Here is a 20,546-nt window from a genome sequence, read left to right on the forward strand (position 1 = left end):
GCATCGCGGGCAAGCCCGGCTCCCACACAAACCCGGCTCCCACATTCGTTTTGTGTGAGGGCAAAAAATCGCGATCGCACAATTCTGAACAATTGTTCTGAATTGTACTTCCCCCTACGTCGCTAAGAGATAGTTCCTACAGGAAAGCTAGGTCGGGTCCCGAGACGCCGACACCCTGATGCGTTTCGCTCAGGACCATCTATCGTTAGGGCTTTCCGTGTGTAAGGAAGCTCACGATATGCTGCGAAACCTCCCCTACAGTGCTTCAGGCCGGTTGCGTCTGCTTATCGGGGCCGCCCTGTGCAGCCAATTGCTGGCCCCTGGCCTTGCGTTTGCCGATCCCGCCTACGATGCCCTGATCATCCAGGCCCGCAACGGTCACTTCACGCCGGCGTTGACGCAACTGCGCCAACTGTCTGCCGAACGCCAAACCCCAGGCCAGGTCAGCGACCACCTGGTGATTGCCGGTTGGGCCGGGCAAGACGACGAAGTGCTCAAGGTGTACGAAGCACAAGGTAAGCACCGCAACCTCACCACCCAGGCACTTGCCACGGTGGCGCGCACCTATCGCAATCAAAAACAAAGGGCTCAGGCCGAAGCGGTCTATCGCCAGGCGCTGCTGCGTGAACCGAATAACGTCGACCTGCAACTGGGCCAGGCCCTGACCCAGGCCGATGGCGGCAAGGCCAACGAAGCGGTGCAACGCTTGCGCACGATGGTGGCGGCGCAACCCAATGACCCGAACCGCCGCATGGCCCTGGGTTATGCGCTGACACGCGCCGGCTTGAATTACGACGCCTTGTTCGAGTTCGACCAAGCCTTTATCCGTGCCGGCGACAAGCCGGAAGTGGCCCGTGAATACATCGTCGCCCTGCAAAAGGCGCGCTTGCCCGAAGCCGCCCTGCGCCTGTCGGCCAAGCGCCCGGGCCTGGTGGACGCGGTCACCCAGCGCCGCCTGGAAGGCGACCTTGCCGCCGAGCGTGTGCGCATGGCCGAGTTCGCTACGCGTACCGAAAAAGAACGCTACGTCATCGCCGATCGCGCCTTGCAGGATTACGACAAGCTGATCAGCCGCTGGGCCCCGGACGCCACTGCCCACGACGACGTCGTGCGCTGGCGTATCGACCGGCTTGGGGCACTCAAGGCCCGTGCACGCACCGCTGAGGTGATTCGCGAATACGAAGTGCTCACCGCCCAAGGCGTGCAGTTGCCGACCTACGCCGTGCGCTGGGTCGCCGCATCCTACCTCGACCAGCGCCTGCCGGAAAAAGCCGCGCCGCTGTATCGCCAGGCGCTGACTGCGGCGGATGCCGACGTCGGTGATCATGTCAAAGACAGCACCGCCCTGTTCTACGCCTTGTTGGAAAACGATCAGGTGGATGAGGCGCGTGCGGTCGCCACGCAGCTGGCCAGCACCGAGAAACCTCGGGTTGAACTCAAGGGTTTGCCTATCGGCAACCCTAACGACGAATGGATGGACGCCCAGCAATTGGCGGCCCAGGCCGGTACCTATGGCGCCGACCTGAATGCCAGCGAACAGGCGCTGGAAGACCTGGGGAGCAAAGCTCCGGGCAGCATCGGTGTACGTTTGGCACAGGCAGAAATGTACCGTGCCCGTGAATGGCCCAGACGCGCTGAAGACTCCCTCAAAGAGACCGAAAACCAGAGCCCCCGTGACATCGGGGTGGAAATGTCCCAAGGCTTCACCGCGTTGGACCTGCAGGAATGGCGGCAACTGGACCTGCTCACCGATGACGTCGTTGCCCGCGCCCCGGACAACCGCCAGGTACAGCGCCTCAAACGCTTGCGCGACGTGCACGACATGGCCGAAGTGCGGGTGGAAGCCTACACCGGCAAAAGCTTCGGTGGCGGCAACAACCAAGCGGCCGGCGCGGTGTCGGGTAGCCGTGACTGGGGCATAGAAAGCGTGATCTACACCCCGCCCATCGACGAGGACTGGCGCCTGTTCGCCGGTGTCGGTTACGGCACTGCCGATTTCGCCGAAGGTACCGGCCATCACCGTTGGCAGCGTGTGGGCGTGGAGCGGCGCACCCGCGACATGACCATCGAAGCCGAAGTGTCCAACCATTCTTATGGCGATGGCGCCAAACAAGGCGCGAGCGTGTCGATCGCCCGCGACATCAACGACCACTGGCAGTACGGCGGCAGCCTTGGCTACCTGCTCAACACCACACCGTTGCGAGCGTTGAATGAAGGTGTCACGGCCAACGGCGGCAGCGGTTTTATCCGCTGGCGCGCCAACGAAAGCCGCGAGTGGAAACTGGCCGTCAGCCCGTCGCATTTCAGCGATGGCAACGACCGCGTCGAAGCCTTGCTCACCGGCCGCGAAGGCATCTACAGCTCGCCCAAAGTGCAAGTAGAGCTGGGCCTGGAAGTCGGTGCCAGCCGCAACAGCAAGGAAGACACGATCTACTTCAACCCCAAGTCCGACTTCAGCGTGTTGCCTACCGTCAACGTCAACCATGTGCTTTATCACCGCTACGAAACCCAGTGGAGTCAGCAGTTCCAGCTCGGTGCGGGTACCTATAGCCAAAAGGATTACTCCACCGGCGGCGTCGGCTTGATCGGGTACGGCCAACGCTTTCGCTGGAATGACGTGCTGGAAGCCGGCGCCAACCTGAGCCTGGTCAGCCGACCTTACGACGGCGAGCGCGAACGCGATCTGCGCCTGCTCCTGGACCTCACTTACCGTTTCTAGAAGAGCCTGACCATGACCCTCCTCAGTCGTTTTTTTCTGGTCCTGGGTGTAATGCTGGCCGCCGCATGCGCCCAGCAACCCGCGCCATTCGTTCCACCTGCCGAGCGGCCGACACTGGCCAGCGAAGCGCCGTGGCCGAAGAACCATTTCCTGGGCATTGCCTACCACGACGTCTCGGACAACGACCCTGACCAGGCCGTGGTGGCGGTGCGTACCGAGCGCTTGATCGAGCAATTGGCCTGGCTGCGCGAGAACGGTTACCAGGCGGTCAGCGTGGATCAAGTCCTTGCTGCGCGCCGGGGCGGGCCGACACTGCCGCCCAAGGCCGTGATGCTCAGCTTCGATGACGGCTATTCCAGCTTCTACACCCGTGTGATGCCGATCCTGCGGGCCTACAATTGGCCGGCCGTGCTGGCGCCAGTGGGCAGTTGGATCGACACGCCGCTGAACCAGCCGGTGGACTTCGCCGGTACACCGCGCCCACGGGGCGACTTCCTGACCTGGCAGCAGATTCGTGAAGTGTCCCGATCGGGCCTGGTGGAAATCGCCGCCCATACCGACGCCAATCACAAAGGCATACTCGCCAATCCCCAAGGCAACCTCGAACCGGCGGCCACCACGCGCCGCTATGACCCGGCGACCGGCCGCTATGAAACCGAAGCGCAGTTCCAGGCGCGGATGCGTACTGACGTAGCAGCCATCTCCAATAAAATCCGTACCGTCACTGGCAAGGCTCCACGGGTATGGGTGTGGCCGTATGGCGCGGCCGATGGCACCACCCTGGCCGTGGTCGGTGAGCACGGCTATGAGATGGCGCTTACGCTGGATGACGGTTTGGATGATTCCAACAAGCTGATGAACAGTCCGCGCTTTTTGGTGGCCTCCGACCCGGATGGTGAGCACTTCGCCAGCAGCATGGTTTCGGTTCAGGCCAAGGCACCGTTGCGCGTCGTGCATGTGGACCTGGATCACGTCTATGACCCCGACCCGGTTCAACAGGCGCACAACCTCGATGTGCTGGTGCAGCGCGTGGTGGACATGGGCGCCGTCACGGTGTTCCTGCAAGCCTACGCCGACCCCAAGGGTGATGGCCTGGTGCATTCGGTGTACTTCCCCAACCGCCACCTGCCGATGCGCGCCGACCTGTTCAACCGCGTTTCCTGGCAGTTGCATACCCGTGCCCACGCCAGTGTGTTTGCGTGGATGCCGGTGCTCAGCTTTGCCCTCGACGCCAAGCTGCCACGCGTGACCCGCTGGGACCCGCAGACCGGCAAGGTTGCTACCGATCCGGATCAATACAAGCGCCTGTCGCCCTTTGATCCGAAAGTGCGGCAGCTCATCGGCGAGATCTACGAAGACCTGGCGCGTACCAGCAACAGTGCCATCGACGGCGTGCTGTATCACGACGATGCGCTGCTAAGCGACTTTGAAGACGCTAGCCCCGCCGCACTCAAGGCCTATGCTGCCCAGGGCTTGCCGGACAATATCGCTGCGCTGCGTGCCGACCCTGCGGTGATGCAGCGTTGGACTCGCTTCAAGAGCCGCTACCTGACTGATTTCACCAACGAGCTGACCGTGAAGGTGCGCGCCATTCGCGGCCCGCAGATCCTCACCGCTCGCAATATCTTCGCCGAGCCGATGCTCAACCCCGGCAGCGAAGCCTGGTTTGCGCAGAACCTCGATGACTTCCTCAAGACCTACGACTGGACGGCGCCCATGGCCATGCCGCTGATGGAAGGCCAGTCGCTGAAAGACTCCAATGCCTGGCTGGAAAAGCTGGTGGCCACGGTCAAGGCACGCCCCGGCGCACTGGAAAAGACCGTCTTCGAACTGCAAGCCAAAGACTGGCGCACTCAAGCCGCGCCGGATATCAGCGCTGAGCAATTGGCAGAGTGGATGGGTGTACTCAAACGCCAGGGCGTCACCAGTTTCGGCTACTACCCGGACAACTTCCTGGAAAACTCCCCGGACTTGAAGACGATACGTCCGGCCCTCTCCAACCAATGGAATCCTTGATCATGTTCGACAGAATCCTGGCTCTATTCGTGTTGGCGCTGGTATTGGGCTTGCCTCTGGGCCTGATCTTCCTGATCACCGGGCAGTTTCTGATGGACTTCGTGTTCTTCTACCCGCTGTTCATGTCGGCGCTGTGGATCGCCGGCGGCTTGTACTTCTGGCTGCACTGGGAGCGCCATTGGTCGTGGGAGGAAGACACCCCGGCGCCGATCCTGGCCGGCGAGCCGCTGATTTCGATCATCATCCCTTGCTACAACGAAGGCGATAACGTCGCTGACACGATGGCGGCCGCGTTGGCCCAGGTGTACCCAAACATCGAAGTGATCGCGGTCAACGACGGCTCCAGCGACAACACCGCAGCGGTACTCGATGCCCTGGCACTGCAACACCCACGCCTGCGCGTGCTGCACCTGGCGCAGAACCAGGGCAAGGCCGTGGCCCTGCGCATGGGTGCGGTGGCCGCCCGCAGCGAATACCTGGTGTGCATCGACGGCGATGCGTTACTCGACAAGAACGCGGCGGCCTACATGGTCGCGCCGATGCTCGACAACCCGCGCCTGGGCGCCGTCACCGGCAACCCGCGCATCCGTACCCGTTCCACCCTGATCGGCCGGGTGCAGGTCGGCGAGTTCTCCTCGATCATCGGCTTGATCAAGCGCACCCAGCGGGTGTTCGGACGGATCTTCACGGTCTCGGGTGTGGTGGTGGCGTTTCGCAAGAAGGCGCTGGACCGCATCGACTACTGGAGCACCGACATGATCACCGAAGACATCGATGTCAGTTGGAAGCTGCAACTGGATCATTGGTCGATCTTCTACGAGCCGCGTGCCCTGTGCTGGATCCTCATGCCCGAGACCGTCGGCGGCCTGTGGAAACAGCGCCTGCGCTGGGCCCAGGGTGGCGCCGAAGTGCTGTTCAAGAATATTCGCGGCATCTGGCAATGGCGCCATCGCTACCTGTGGCCGCTGCTGTTCGAATACTGCCTGTCCACCGGTTGGGCCTTCACCTTCCTGCTGTCGGTGATCTTCTGGGCCGTGGGTAAATTCGTCACGCTGCCGGCGGCGATTACCGTGGACTCGTTGGTGCCACCCGCGTTTACCGGCCTGGTGCTGGCGATGGTGTGCCTGCTGCAGTTTGCGGTCAGCATCCTGATCGACCGGCGCTACGAAAAAGACCTGTGGAAAACCCTGTTCTGGACCGTGTGGTACCCGATGGTGTTCTGGCTGGTGAGCCTGTTCACCACGCTGGTGAGCTTTCCCAAGGTGTTGTTCAACCAGCATCAAAAACGCGCACGCTGGGTCAGCCCGGACCGTGGCATCAAACCTGCCCAAGAGGAGGCGTGAGCATGAAACTGGTCAGAACTCGCCAGAGCCCTGTGATGTGGATCATCGATGTGTTGCTGACCCTGCTGGCCTGGGGCGGGCTGGTCTGGCTGCTGGCACGTGGCATCGGCGCCATGCTCGAGACCCATGGCGGCCCACGCATCGAGGCGCCGATCTTTGCCGCGCTCAACACCTTGCAGATCTACCTGTGGATCGCCTTGTTCAACGCGTTGATCCTGATCGGCTGGGCGCGCTATCAACAGCGCCGCGGCCGCCAGTTTGCCCAGCGCCGCGCAGAGGCCAATGCCCTGAGCGACAAGCACCTGAGTGAAAGCTTCAACCTGGGCGATGGCGACCTGGAACAACTGCGCCGCCCTGGCGTGCTGGTGATCCACAACGATGAAGAGGGCGGCGTCGAAGAGGTGAAGTCCCACGTCTCCCGCGACGTCGAACGCCCTGGACTGACCCTGGTACCCGGCGCCGACAAAGACAAAGGCATTGGCTGACATCCTCAATGCTGCGACTACCCAATGTGGGAGGGGGCTTGCTCCCACATTGGTTATTTCCCACCCTTTAGATTGCAGTGGTTCAACCCTCTCCTTGGAATTCCGATAAATGGGATCCAATTCACAAAACCCCCGCGAACTTTTCTCCTTTTCTCGGTACTAACCTAACTCGACGAAACTTGATGGCTAAATAATGGCAATCAAAAAACCCTTCGTCGAATTGCCATCAAAATCGCTGCCACTTGTCGGAATAATCACTTCCGTTGAAAAGGCTCAGCCCTTTTGATGAAAATTTATATTTATTAATCAATAGCTTGAAGACTATTTCAGCGAACGGCCCAACTTCGCCCGTTTCTAGGCTAGCTGGAAGTTCGATGTTAGTTTCGCGGCCCTTGATTTTCGATGGATCGAACATGTCTTCGTTATTGCCACGGACTCGGTTTCTTCTCTGCACGTTCCTGCTCACCTGCCTGAGCCTGAACAGTGCATCCGCCGCCCCCACGCCTGGCGATCAGGACTTGATCCGTGACCGGCAGAATCGCCTGCTCGAAGAGCAGCAGCGGCGCCTCCAGGAGCTTCAGGACCTGCCCGGCAAAGCGGAAAAGCCCCAAGCCCCGGCAAGCCCTGCCGACACTCGGTGCTTCCCGATCAAAACCATCGAACTCAAAGGTGCCGACAGCCTGCCGGCGCCCGAGCGCGAGCGCCTGCTCAAGCCCTACATCGGCCAATGCCTGGGCGTGTCGCAGCTTAACGATTTGCTCAAAACCATCACCGACTACTACCTCGGCAAAGGCCGCGTCACCAGCCGTGCCTACCTGCCGCAACAGGACCTTTCCACCGGCCACCTGCAAGTGCTTGTGGTCGAAGGCAAGCTCGAAGCCTTGCGCAGCGCCGAAGGCAGCACAGTGACCGACCGCGAACTGGCCATGGCCTTTCCCGGCAAGGTCGGCGAAGCGCTGAACCTGCGTGAGATCGAGCAATTGGTGGACCAGCTCAACCGCCTGCCGTCCAAACAAGCACAGATGGAGCTCACCCCCGGCAAGCAGATCGGCGGCAGCGATGTGGTGGTCAAGAACACCGCGCAAAAGCCCTGGCGCGCCAGCCTGTCGCGCAACAACGACGGGCAGAAAAGCACCGGCGAACAGCAATGGGGCGCCGGCCTGGAGTGGGACAGCCCACTCGGCCTTGGCGACCAACTGATGCTGCGCGGCGGCCACGACGCCATCAGCGATCACCAGAAAACCTCGAAAAACACCATGCTCTACTACAACGTGCCCTGGGGCTGGTGGAACTTCAGCTACACCTACAGCGAAAGCGACTACCGCACCTACGGCATCGCCGACGGCTTCAAATACAAGCAGGACGGCGACAACCAGAACCACCAACTGCGCGCCGAGCGGGTGATCCATCGCGACGACGTCAGCAAGACCTCGGTCAACGTCGGCCTGGCGCACCTGCGTACCAACAACTACATCCTCGACGTGCGCACCGCGCCCAGCAGCAACCGCCTCAGCGAACTGCAACTGGGCGTCAACCACGGGCGGCGCATCGGCAGTGCCTTCGTCAACCTGGACCTGGGCATGCAAAGCGGCATCGGCCTGCTCGACGCCCAGGCGCAAGACGAGCGTGACCCAGCAGGCCGTCGCCAGCCGAACTCGCGCTACCGCAAATACACCGCCACGGTCAGCTACCTGCAACCGTTCAGCCTGTGGGGCGAGTCGTTCAGCTTCAGCAGCCTGGCCACCGGGCAGCGCAGTGAAGACCCGCTGTTTTCGCCGCAACGCATGAGCCTCGGCGGCTCGGCCTCGGTGCGCGGTTTCAAGGACCAATTGCTGACCGGCGACAGCGGCGGCTACTGGCGCAACGAAGTGCGCTGGGCACGCCCGGTGACCCTCGATTGGATGCGCCCGGCCTTCTTCGAATACGGCGCCAGCGTCGGTTACGACCAAGGCGTGATCCGCAACGACCGCTATAACGACAACGTTCATGGCCGGGTGTCCAGCAACTCCCTGGAGCTGTTCGCCCGTGGCAAACACGTGAGCACCAGCGTGACCTTTGCTCATTCGTTAGAAAGACCCGGTGTAGTCACCGAGCGCGAAGCGCCGATCTACTTCCGCATGGATTTTTTCCTGTAATTCAACGCCCCGCTGCATGAGAGCCTGACAATGGATGTTCGCCAATTCGCCTTCCTGGCCCGCCAACCTTCTGCCGCCCTGAAGCGCCGGGACGCGTTCTTCGGCCTGCCCAAGCGCGGGCTGGCGTTGATCCTCGCCAACGCATTGTTCTGGCAGCCGCTGCTGGCCCAGGCCGAGGGCATTGTGGTCAGTGCGCCGGGCACCACCGTGGGCGCGGCGGGCAATGGCGTGCCGGTGGTGAACATCGCCACCCCCAATGGCGCGGGCTTGTCCCATAACCAGTTCAAGGACTACAACGTCGGCCCCAACGGCGTGATCCTCAACAATGGCAACGGTGCCATGGTCAACACCCAACTGGGCGGGATCATTGTCGGCAACCCCAACCTCAAGGGCAGCGCGGCGAACGTCATCCTCAATGAAGTCAACGGCGGCAGCCCCAGCCAGTTGCGCGGCTACACCGAAGTGGCGGGGCAGTCGGCCAAGGTCATCGTGGCCAACCCGTACGGCGTGACGTGCAGCGGTTGCGGCTTTATCAACACCCCCAACGTCACCCTCACCACCGGTAAACCGGTGCTCGACGCAAGCGGCCAGTTGCAGCGCTATGAAGTGGACGGCGGCGCCGTGACCATCGACGGCCAGGGCTTGAACGCCAGCAACGTCGAACGCTTCGACATCATCACCCGCTCGGCCAAGATCAATGCACAAATCAACGCCCGCGAACTCAACGTGATCGCCGGGCGCAACGACGTCGATGCACAAAGCCTGAAAACCACCGCCCGCGCCGACGACGGCAGCGCCAAGCCGGAGCTGGCGATCGACTCCTCGGCCCTGGGCGGCATGTATGCCGGCGCGATCAAACTGGTAGGCACCGAAGCCGGTGTGGGCGTGAAACTCGACGGCACCCTGGCCGCCAGTGGTGGCGATATTCAGCTCGACGCCAATGGTCGCTTGAGCATGGCGCAAACGGTGGCGACCGGTAACGTCAACGTCACCGCGCAAAACATCGACCTCACCGACAAGGTCTACGCCAACGGCAATGTGCAGGTCACCAGCGCCCAGGCCCTGGTCAACCGCAAGAGCATCGCCGCCGGCCAGCGCATCGAGATCAACGCGGCCAGCGTGAACAACCCGGGCATCATCGAAGCCGGCGTCGCCGCCGACAACAGCCGCAACACCACCGGCGATCTGGTGGTGAACGCGCAAACCGTCACCACCAGCGGCAACCTGCTGGCCAGCCGCGCCCTGGCGATTACCGCCGCGCAAGCGCTGACCAACCAGGGCGCGATCATCCAGGCCAAGACCGTCGAGGTCAGCAGCGCCAAACTCACCAACCAGGGCGCCAGCGCTCGCCTGTTTGGCGAGCAGAGCCTGGCGATCAACTCGCCGGCCATCGTCAACCTCGGCGGCTTGATCCGCTTCGGCGAAGGCCAGGCCGCCACGCTCAACAGCGCATCGCTGGACAACCGCCAGGGCCGTATCGAAATGGCCGGCGGCAGCCTGGTGCTCACCAGTGCCGAATTGAACAACAGCGGCGGGCAAGTTATCGCCAACGACCTGACCGTCAACGCCGGCAGCCTGAACAACCAGAACGGCGTACTGGTGGCCAAAACCGCGACCGTCACTGCCAGCAACCTCGACAACAGCCTCAAGGGCTTGATCCAGGCCGACGGTGGCGCGCTCAACCTCGCCGTTTCCAACACCTTCAACAACAACCAGGGTTTCGCCCAGGCCAGCACCGATCTGAACGTTACTGCCGGTACCCTCAGCAGCAACGCAGGCGGCGTACTGAGCGCCGACACCGGCAAGCTCACCCTCACCGCCGCGCAACAGCTCAACAACGCCCAGGGCCGCTTGCAGGCCGGGCAGGGCGATATCGAACTGCACGCCGCGAACCTGGATAACCAGAGCGGCACAATCGTCGGCAAGCAACTGCTGCTCGACGTGGCTGGCGGCGATATCGACAACCGCGCCGGGCGCGTGTTGGGCGACCACCTCGACGTACGCGCCTCGGGCCTCGACAACCGCAACGCCGGCCTGCTGGCCGGTGGCGCCCAGGGCGTAAGCCTGCTGCTCAAGGGCCCGGGTCAGTTGCTCAACGCCCAGGGCCGCATCCAGAGCGAGGGCCTGCTGCAATTGCAAGGCGAGCGCTTCGACAACAGCGCCGGCATCCTGCTGGGCCAGACCGTCGACGTCACCGCACAGACCTTCAACAACAGCAACAAAGGCGCGCTGGTCAGCGATGGCGGTGACGTTGTGCTCAAGGTCAGCGACCTGCTCACCAACGTCGGTGGCCAGATCGACGCGGGCGAACGCAGCGTGCTGGTCAAGCAACTCACCACTCTCAACAACGACGGCGGCACCCTGCGCGGCAAGCGCCTGGACATCGCCGCCCAGCACCTGAACAACGACAACGGCCAACTGCTGGCCGGCGCCGAAGGCCTGAGCTACAGCGGCCAGGATGTGAGCAACCGCAAGGGCCTGATCCTCAGCGGCGGCGCCCTCACCGAGTTGAATACCACCCGCCTGGATAACCAGGGCGGCACCGTGCAAGGCGACAGCCTGACCGTCACCGCCAACAGCGTCGACAACGGCAGCGGCGGCCTGATGGCAAGCCTGGTCGGCAACCTGCAACTGACCGTCGAAGCCCTGGCCAACCGTGGCGGCAAACTGTTCGGCAAAGAACAAGTGACCGTCAGCGGCGCCACCCTCGACAATAGCGCGGGCGGCCAGGTCAGCGGCAATCAGATCAACCTGACCTCACGCGACACGCTCACCAACCAGGGCGGTTTGGTCGAAGCTAACCAGGGCCTGACCCTCACTGGCGGCAACCTCGATAACAGCGCCAACGGCCAACTGCGTGCCCTGGGCGGCGCCAGCAGCCGCGTCAACCTCAGCGGTGCGTTGAACAACCAGAACGGCACCCTCGAATTCGGCAGCCAGGCCTTCAGCCTTGACGCGGCCAGCTTCAACAACCAGAACGGGATGCTGCAACACGCCGGCACCGGCCTGTTCCACCTCAACACCGCCAGCCTCTCCGGCAGCCAGGGCAATATCCAGGGCATGGGCAGCGCCGACTGGGCCTTCGGCAACGTCGATGGCCTGGGCCGTGTGCAACTCAACGACGTGCTCACCTACAAGAGCGACCAGGGGCTTGCCCTCAAGGCCGGCGACCGTATGGCCAGCGCCAAGGGCTTGATCCTCAACGTGGCCAGCCTGGACAACGGCGGCGAACTGCTCAGCGACGGTGACATCAGCATCACCACCGGCGATATCACCAACAGCGGCCGCGTCTCGGCCCTGCAAACACTCACCGTCGCCGCCAACAACCTCAGCCAGAACGGCGGCCGCCTGGCCGCAACCAATGCCCGCCTGACCCTGGGCGGCACCCTGGACAACCTCGGTTTCCTCACCGCCCGCCAGCAACTGGATATCGCCGCCGCGCAAATCAACAACCGCGGCACCCTCGGTGCCCAGGGCGCAGTGAACCTCACGGCGGTCAACGGCATCACCAACGCCGCCGACACGCTGCTGTTCAGCGGCGGCGACATGACCCTGCGCAGCAATGGCTTCAGCAACAGCTATGGCGATGTCTACAGCAAAGGCAACCTGAGTTTCGCCGCCCGCGATGGCGGGCGTGCCGTGCTGTTCAGCAACCGCTCCGGCACCGTGGAAAGCGAAGGCTCAATTGGCATCAATGCAGGCTTTATCGAAAACGCCAAAGACGAATTCGAACTCGGGCAGACACTGACCACCGGCAGCTTGAGCTGGATCTGTGGCCAGCACTGCGGCGAGAGCGACAACTGGGAACGTGGCGAGATCACCATCTACGAGACGTACCTTGAGGCGGCGACCAAGGACTCGGTAGCGGCGCGCCTGGTGGCTGGCAAAAACATGTTGCTGCAAGGCGACAATGTGCAGAACCGCTACAGCCTGATGGCCGCCAATGGCGACCTGAGCATTACTGCCGGTGACCTGCTCAATCAGGGCGCCGCCACGCGCACGGGCCAGCGCAAGCTTGTCATCGGCACCCCAGGTCACGTCTCCGACGATTTGTTTGAACGCATGCAATATGTCGACGTGCCCGCGTTCAATGCGGCCACGGCGGCCGGGAATTTCGACAAGGCGCGCTTCGAAGAACTCAAAAGCCGCTCACCCAATAGCCTGCCGTTCGCCTACGCAAGTGACGTCACCACCTGGACCAACAACAGCGGCCCCGGCTACGACGCCACCCTGCAAGCCGGCGGCACGGTCAACCTCAACGTCGCCCGCACCCTGCAAAACGGCACGCTGCACAACAACACCCTGGCCCAGTTGACCGGCACCCTCGGCGACGACCAGACCGGCATCCCCGTCGGCGGTATCAACATCAACCTGAGCAAACACGCCAACGACCCGAGCGCCCAGGCGCCCGGCAGCGTATTGCCCGTGGTGGGCGTGGCCCCCGGTGGCGGCTTCGTACCGGTGGACTACACCGGCACCGCCTTCGCGCCGGTCGACCCCACCAGCTCGCCGACCTTCCAACTGCCCAAGGGCGAGTACGGCCTGTTCGTCAAAAACGCCGACCCCACCAGCCACTACCTGATCGAGACCAACCCCGAATTCACCTCGGCGTCGGGCTTCTTCAGCTCCGACTACATGCTCGGCAAACTCGGTTTCAATGCCGACAATGCCTGGCGCCGCCTCGGTGACGGCCAGTACGAAACCCGCCTGATCCGCGACGCCGTCCTCGCGCAAACCGGCCAACGCTTCCTCGCCGGCGGCCTGTACAGCGACGCCGACCAGTTCCGCTACCTGATGGACAACGGCCTTGCCAGCAAAGACGCGCTGCGCCTGAGCCTGGGCGTGGCCCTCACCGACCAGCAAGTCGGCGCCCTGACCCACGACATCGTGTGGATGGAAAACCGCGTCATCGACGGCCAGACCGTGCTCGTACCGGTGCTGTACCTGGCCCAGGCCGACTCGCGCAACGTGCGCGGCAACAGCCTTATCCAGGGCCGCGACCTCAACCTGGTCACCGGCGGCGACCTGATCAACGTCGGCACCTTGCGCGCCAGCAACAACCTCTCCGCCATCAGCAGCGGCAGTATCTACACCGGCGGCCTGGTTGAAGCCGGCAACAACCTCAACCTGCTGGCCCAGGACAGCATCCGCAACGCCATGGCCGGCGAAATCCGCGGCAAACAAGTCAACCTCACGGCGCTCAAAGGCGACATCACCAACGAAACCACCGCCATCCAGGTGCGTGACGGCGCCGGTATGCGCACCCTCACCGACACCAGCGCCGGCACCATCGTCGCCCGCGAAAACCTCGCCATCGACGCCGGGCGCGACCTCACCAACCGAGGCGCACTCACCGCTGGTAACGACGCCAACTTAACCGCCGGCCGAGACCTCAACCTCATCGCCGCCAGCGACACCAGCGTCAAACACGAGTCCCGCGACGGCGGCGAGAAATCCAGCATCACCACCGACGTCAAAAACCTCGCCGCCAGCGTCACGGCGGGCGGCAACCTCAACATGCAGGCCGGACAAGACGTCAACATCATCGGCAGCACCGCCACCGCCGGCAAAGACCTCAACATCGCTGCCGGCCGCGACCTCAACGTCGCCTCGGTCAGCGACATGCACAACGTCGAGGGCAAGGAAAAGGACGGCAAAAAACGCATCAAGACCGCGGACGACCAGACCACTCAAGTGGCAAGCGTGCTGACGGCGGGTGGGGATTTTGTCAGCCAGGCTGGGCGTGATACCACGATTGTGGCGAGCAGGATCAGTGCGGGGAATGAGGCTTATCTGTATAGCGGGGATAAGTTGAGTTTGTTGGCGGCGCAGAACAGCACCTACAGCCTTTACGACATGAAGGAGAAGGGTGGCTGGGGCGCCAAGAAGACCAAGCGTGATGAGGTGACCCACGTCACGAATGTGGGGACTGAGATCAAGACTGGTGGTGATCTGTCGCTGGTCAGTGGCGGTGATCAGTTGTATCAGCGGGCCAAGCTTGAAAGTGGTAACGACCTGGCCATCACCAGTGGCGGTGCGGTGACGTTCGAGGCGGTCAAGGACCTGCATCAAGAGAGCCACGAGAAGAGCAAGGGTGACCTGGCGTGGACCAGCGCCAAGGGTAAGGGGAATACCGACGAGACATTGCGTCAGAGTGAGTTGGTGGCGCAGGGCGAGTTGGCAATCAAGGCTGTGGACGGCTTGAAGATTGATGTAAGGCAGGTTAACCAGAACACGGTAAGCCAGACCATCGACGCGATGGTCCAGGCGGACCCAAGCCTCGCCTGGATCAAGCAAATGGAGCAGCGTGGCGATGTTGACTGGCGCGAGGTCAAAGAGCTGCACGACAGCTTCAAATACAGTAATTCCGGCCTGGGCGCCGGCGCGCAAATTGTCATAGCGATCATTGTTACCTACTTCACGATGGGGGCAGCAAGCGGCGCAATTGCCGCCGCTGGGACGGGTACCTCGATGGCTGGTGCGACGGCTGCTGCCACTGCCACATCTGCCGCAGGCTGGGCCAATGCTGCGGGCAGCGTTGTGCTTGCCGGTATGGCGAGTAATGGTGCGATCAGCACGATCAATAATCGTGGCAATTTAGGCGCAGTGGTCAAGGACGTAACCTCCAGCGATGCGATGCGGGGCTATGTTGTCTCGGGTGTTACCGCGGGGCTGACCGCAGGGTTCTACGACGACTGGACCAGCACGCAGACAGGCACTACTACTGCGCTGCCTAACTCGGGCGCAGTGACATCTGCGAGCCCATTGAGTACCTGGCAAGGTGTTGGTCAATTTACTGCGAATCAGGTTCTGCAAAACGGCACATCGGCCATCCTGACTAAAGCGCTGGGAGGAGAAGCCAGCTTCGGGGATGCATTGCAAAGCAGCCTTGCCAATGCATTTGCTGCCTATGGCTTCAACATGATTGGTGATGTCTCCAAGAATCGGTTCGCCGACGGCGGTATCACCAAGATTGGACTGCATGCGTTGATGGGCGGGCTGGCAGCTGAAGCTGCTGGCGGCGATTTCCGTACTGGTGCGTTGGCAGCAGGTGTGAACGAAGCCCTGGTAGACAGCCTCGCCAAACAGTACGCCAGCATGCCGGAGGATAAGAGAAAGAGCTTGCTGGTGATGAGCTCGCAGTTGATTGGTGTGCTTGCGGCGTCGGTGGACAGTGATGCTGACGGTGAGAGTTTGCAAACTGGAGCATGGGTGGCGGGCAGTTCGACACAGTACAACTACCTCAACCATGAAGAAAACCAAGAGCGCTGGGCTGCCAAGAAGAAATGCCAGGGAGGAGATAGTGCTGCGTGTGGGCGTGCTGACGCTCTGGATGCTCTAGATAAAAGTCGAGATTTGGCGCTAACCACAGCCTGCAGTGCGAATGGTGCAGGTGCTACCTGTCGTTCTTTACGGCGAGAAGCTTCGGAGGCTGCTCGAAGCCTTGTGGTTGCGAGATTTGGCCCTGAGGCTAAAGAGCAGGCTAAGCAAGTTGAGCAGAATAAAGAGCTTGCGGCGTATTCCATTGAGGCGGAGCTTCGAAGCATTAAGCAAGTAGATAGCCCGATTGCGCTTGCTCAGACAAAGCGCCTGGCTGAGCAGCTCGCTGAATTTGGTTCAGACTTCATTCCGGTTTACGGCGATGCAAAGGGCTTCTATGAGGCTGAGGATCCGTTTGACTATGCCATGGCGAGTATTGGACTCATCCCGGGCGCCGGGGATGCGGCACAAAAAGTTTTAGGTAAGGCTAAAAAGCTGTATTTGGAAGGAAAGGTTGCTGAGTCTGCGGATTTGGTAGAAGAGCTAGCAAAGAGCTTACCTTCAGGAGCAGGTCCTAAAAATCCACTTCTTGGTGATTCGCTACCCCGAAGCGGTGATCGTTTAGTTGTGAATCAAGGGCCCGTACCTACATGTGGTCACAACTCATGTGGCATGGTTTTGGATACCATGGGACATAAAGTAGACATAGGAAATCTGATTGAAAAGCTTCCACCCGGAAAAGACGGGATTTTCCCTCAGGACGTTGCGAATTTGATGAAGTCTGAGGGCGTCAACACGGCAGTTTATGCAAGCCGTAACGTTGCTGATTTGGCAAGATACACAGCAAACGGAACGCCTGTTATTGTCCAAGTGGTGGATAAAGCAGCGGGTACCGGATTTTCCCATTTTGTTGTGGTCGACGGCATTACGACCAGAAATGGCATTTCTGTCGTAGCAATTCGTGATCCTCATGGTAAGCAGTATTTTAGCCCCGCGACTACTTTTGAAAAGAATTTTTCAGGTTATGTTGTTGTTCCAAAGGATGCTCTGAAATGAAATTAAGCATTAAGTTTCCCGAGAATTTGTTAACCCACAGCCTGCTCGAGCAAAGGCTGATTCCTTGCATTTGCAAAATTGCAACGGAGTTTGAAATTGAATTTTTGGACCCTTTGCCAGAAGCTGCAGGAACCGTTCTGGAGTGGGATCGTGCAGAACTTGAAAAAAGAGCGATAGGTGGGGTAGGTGGGCAATACTCTCACTATGCACACGGTCGGGTGTCGTTAAAAAAAGTTGATATTGATATCTACCAAATATTGGATCTTGAAATGTTTTATAGGCTTTTTGGATGGTGCAGCATCTTGGAAGATGGCAACTATGCGCCGCCGGGGCAGTTTTGGGATGATGAATAAGTTGAAGAAAAGGGGACTGAAGAAAAGGGACAAGAAAAGAGGGCAGATTTATCTAGACTAGAGTTTAAAGGCTGTTTAGTCCTGAAGCAGGTGTAAACCTATTTCAGGACTAGACAGTCCCCTTTTTTCGTTGATTCGTGACAAAAATATTGGAAGGGATTAAGTCAGAAGCAGTAATCGTGGGTAGTGAAGTTGATAAATGGCTTACGAGGGACTGAAATGAGATATTACTTAATGCGACAAGATGTAACTGTCTGCGATAGGTGGGTGCTCGGAGATGTACATCATGTAGATAACTGGCATTTCAGTGATCCTGCAGTTAATTTTACGGAGCCAGGCACATATACCCTCGATGTAAGGTTCGACGGTAAAGAAGTTGATTATTCCCTCGCTGGATACGCCAGTGTTCCTGTTTTAAGCGAGAGGGCAAAAAATTCGCTCGCCGGTTTGCCAGAGATAGACGAACTTTATCAGCATGTCGTTTTTGAGCCGGTTAAGATAAACAATAAAGTGGTTTGCCAGAGCTATTTTTTGATGATTATAGAAACGCAAATCGATTGCGTGGATGAAAAGCGCTCTCGCTATAAAAAGTTTGAGGTAGATGATCCTGTTAGGCCAGATATGGCCGGCAACTATCGTGCTTTCTACAATTTGGTGGTTGACCCGGGTAGGGTCGGATCAAGTCATATATTTAGACTTAAAAAATATTTGGGTGCGATCATAGTAAGTGAAGAAGTGAAACGGCGACTTGTGGCAGCTGGTGTTGTCGGCGTACTGTTTGAATCTGTTAATGGTGATCAAGAAACCGTTACCTAGTTAGTCAGGTAGTTGGGGGAAGGCGGCGAATTTGCTTAATTCGTGGTGGTAGTGCAAAGGCCATTGATTAAATCTGCCCCCCTTTTGTTGTGTTTAATTACATGGGGGGCGATTTGTGTCGGACAAACAAGTATATGAGCTAACGATTGATGATCTTGATCGCTACAGCGTTTGGTTTTTTCCGATGGACGATACCGTGGAGGATGAGTTAACTGTACGCCCCCTCGCCGAGCAGGAAACGTGCTCAGACTTTCAGATTATCGTTCGAGCTGATTTTTTTGGTGAAAGACACTCTGTGTATCGCGGCTATTTGTATTGGAACTCCAATTCCGCAATTGAATGCTTAAAGCCTGTTGTATTGTCTGATAAGGGAGCCGTCGTAAATTTTTGGAGCGGTATAGTAACTCCCGCGTGGGAAAGTTCAGAGTTTGCCGGTTCGATTAGATCCGAGCTGCCTATTTCTTATGCCTCGGAATCGGTTTTCGATCTTCCTTCCATTTGCGGAAAGCTGGAGGGACTTTATTATCTTTCTGATGATCAGGTGTGCTGCGTTAAATGACGCGAGAAAAGGGGGGTGATTTATTTAAATTTGCGCTTGGATCTATTAAATAAATCTGTCCCCTTTGTTCTGCTGTTTGTCACGGTACTCCAGTCAGCAATATATTAAACCAAATTACAGGGTTTAATGGGTTTGCTACATTGCACGATGGTTGGATGATTAACTTGGAAGCTCACAAACAAGCTGATATGTCGTTTTTTGAAAATTTGGGCAGCATGCCGCCTGCTCTGCTTGTAAATTATGGAGCACTGTACGATAAGTACCGCCCAACAATTGAGTCGCAGAAAAAGCGTGAAAATTAATAAATGGCTTTTGGTAGTATTATTGTCGGCCTTGGCTGGCTGCGCACCTTCCCATTCCAATTGGGAAAATGGAATGAATCTATGGGTAGGTACTCATTTCGATTCCCACCTTTACAAAGACTGCACTCGAGGATGTGGCGACTCATATTGGTCGCCTGTAAATAAAAATAAGACCTTTGATAAGGTTGTTGATGAAAACGGAGGCAGGCGGTATTACATAACTTGGATTAGAGATTGCCGATATTCGGTTTTTGTCGCTGCGGATCGGCTAATAAAGTCATGGAGATACGAAACTTCTAACGTAAAAGGATGTTATGTCTTTTAACTGTTGTTTTAAGGGAAAAGAAAAGAGAGAAAAGGGGGCGAGAGAAAAGGAAGAGAAAAGGGGGCGGATTTATTTAAATGGCTAAGTAAAAAATAAGTCTGTTTCGAATGGAGCTGCGATCGAAGGGGACAGATCTATTTGCATGGAGCCGTTTCGGTGAAGAGTCGAATATAGGATATATTTTTGTTTTTAGAGCAGAAAAGGGGGCAGATTTATTTAAATTAGAGTTGAAGAGCATATTAAATAAATCTGTCCCCTTTTGTTCCTTTTGTTCTTTTGTTCGCAACGGCCCGTGAGAACTCTTGTCCAGGACGAATCAGGCCGGTATTGGTTGCAAGGGCAAGGTGGGGGAAAATTACCCCTTCAGGTTCTTACGATTTTGTCACATTGCCGGATGGGACTATCAAGGTAAGCCGCCCAAATGTGAATGAGCAATTTTCAACCCATCTGGGGTAGCGTGGGGGGGAAGTTAAATATGCCGGCTCTATACGCTTTGGTAATAATGACGGTCCAGAGCGAGGAAAAATAACAAGATGGGATAATAGTTCCGGTCATTATCAGCCACCTGCTACCCTAAAGGCTAACTCTGGGTTACCGGAAAACTCATTTAATCCAAGGAAATAGTTTGGTATGGATTCAAGATTGATATCACTCTGTAAAGAGTTGGCGAAAATGACTTCTGATCAGGCGGCAGCTTGGATATTGAGCCGGTACCCGCTTACTTCAGATAATTGGGGTGAAGCTTTATTACTCCTTCCTCATAGATCTTGGAAAAAACCAGAGCAGAAACGTTTAGCGGATTATTATTTTAAGAAAATTCCGTTCTCTAGCGCTAGAGGATATGAAACCTTCGCGTCAATTATGCCAGTTAAGTTAATGGTTGCATGCATTAACGATGCATTGCCCAAAGATCCTAGCAGGCTCGAGTTATTGTTTTATCATCTTGTCCCAGTGCTTAAGCGTTTTGCGAAGAATGATGCAGATCGAAAAATTATTGAGACTTTACTTTCGGCTTTTTCGATAAATTTTCCAAAAGATAATTGAGAACAAAAGGAGGCGGTTTGTTTGATCTTGCTAGAGAAGTGAAAAAAGGGAGCGGAAAAAAGGGAGCAGATTTATTTGAATTAGGGTTGAAAAATCTATTAAAAAAATCTGTCCCCCTTTTCTGATTTCCGGA

At 58.4% G+C, this 20,546-nt stretch carries 10 protein-coding genes; all 10 read left to right on the forward strand.

Translation table 11 applies throughout. The annotated features are described in order from the left end of the window. The first annotated feature begins 238 nt into the window (after positions 1-238). The 10 genes from pgaA (at position 239) to IH404_RS01700 (ending at position 20,413) form a co-directional block, all read left to right on the forward strand. Positions 239-2,719, forward strand: a complete 2,481-nt coding sequence (gene pgaA / locus IH404_RS01655; protein WP_194439716.1) for a poly-beta-1,6 N-acetyl-D-glucosamine export porin PgaA — start codon at positions 239-241, stop codon at positions 2,717-2,719. Between the two features lie 12 nt (positions 2,720-2,731). After that, a complete protein-coding gene (pgaB, locus tag IH404_RS01660; RefSeq protein WP_032878493.1) occupies positions 2,732-4,735 on the forward strand; it encodes a poly-beta-1,6-N-acetyl-D-glucosamine N-deacetylase PgaB in 2,004 nt (667 codons plus the stop codon). A 2-nt stretch (positions 4,736-4,737) separates the two neighbouring features. Further along, positions 4,738-6,078: a poly-beta-1,6-N-acetyl-D-glucosamine synthase gene (gene pgaC / locus IH404_RS01665; protein ID WP_194439718.1), complete on the forward strand. Its 1,341-nt coding sequence runs from the start codon at positions 4,738-4,740 to the stop codon at positions 6,076-6,078. A gap of 2 nt (positions 6,079-6,080) precedes the next feature. Further along, positions 6,081-6,563: a poly-beta-1,6-N-acetyl-D-glucosamine biosynthesis protein PgaD gene (gene pgaD / locus IH404_RS01670; RefSeq protein WP_005783596.1), complete on the forward strand. Its 483-nt coding sequence runs from the start codon at positions 6,081-6,083 to the stop codon at positions 6,561-6,563. 413 nt (positions 6,564-6,976) lie between these two features. Beyond that, a complete protein-coding gene (locus IH404_RS01675) occupies positions 6,977-8,698 on the forward strand; it encodes a ShlB/FhaC/HecB family hemolysin secretion/activation protein (protein WP_005783598.1) in 1,722 nt (573 codons plus the stop codon). Positions 8,699-8,728: 30 nt separating this feature from the next. Next, positions 8,729-17,014, forward strand: coding sequence for a DUF637 domain-containing protein (locus IH404_RS01680; RefSeq protein WP_194439719.1), 8,286 nt, complete (start codon positions 8,729-8,731; stop codon positions 17,012-17,014). Beyond that, complete coding sequence (locus tag IH404_RS01685; protein ID WP_003187492.1) at positions 17,011-17,367, forward strand: hypothetical protein; 357 nt, start codon at positions 17,011-17,013, stop codon at positions 17,365-17,367. Before IH404_RS01680 ends, IH404_RS01685 begins: the two co-directional genes overlap by 4 nt. Positions 17,368-17,601: 234 nt before the next feature. Next, positions 17,602-18,183 carry a DUF1629 domain-containing protein gene (locus tag IH404_RS01690; protein ID WP_242462635.1) on the forward strand — a complete coding sequence of 194 codons (582 nt, stop codon included), beginning with the start codon at positions 17,602-17,604 and terminating at the stop codon, positions 18,181-18,183. 115 nt (positions 18,184-18,298) lie between these two features. Continuing rightward, positions 18,299-18,742, forward strand: coding sequence for a hypothetical protein (locus tag IH404_RS01695; RefSeq protein WP_005783605.1), 444 nt, complete (start codon positions 18,299-18,301; stop codon positions 18,740-18,742). A gap of 1,299 nt (positions 18,743-20,041) precedes the next feature. Next, complete coding sequence (locus tag IH404_RS01700) at positions 20,042-20,413, forward strand: hypothetical protein (protein WP_232289401.1); 372 nt, start codon at positions 20,042-20,044, stop codon at positions 20,411-20,413. Positions 20,414-20,546 lie beyond the last annotated feature (133 nt).

Source organism: Pseudomonas sp. OST1909, assembly GCF_015277575.1.
GTDB classification, from domain to species: domain Bacteria; phylum Pseudomonadota; class Gammaproteobacteria; order Pseudomonadales; family Pseudomonadaceae; genus Aquipseudomonas; species Aquipseudomonas synxantha_A.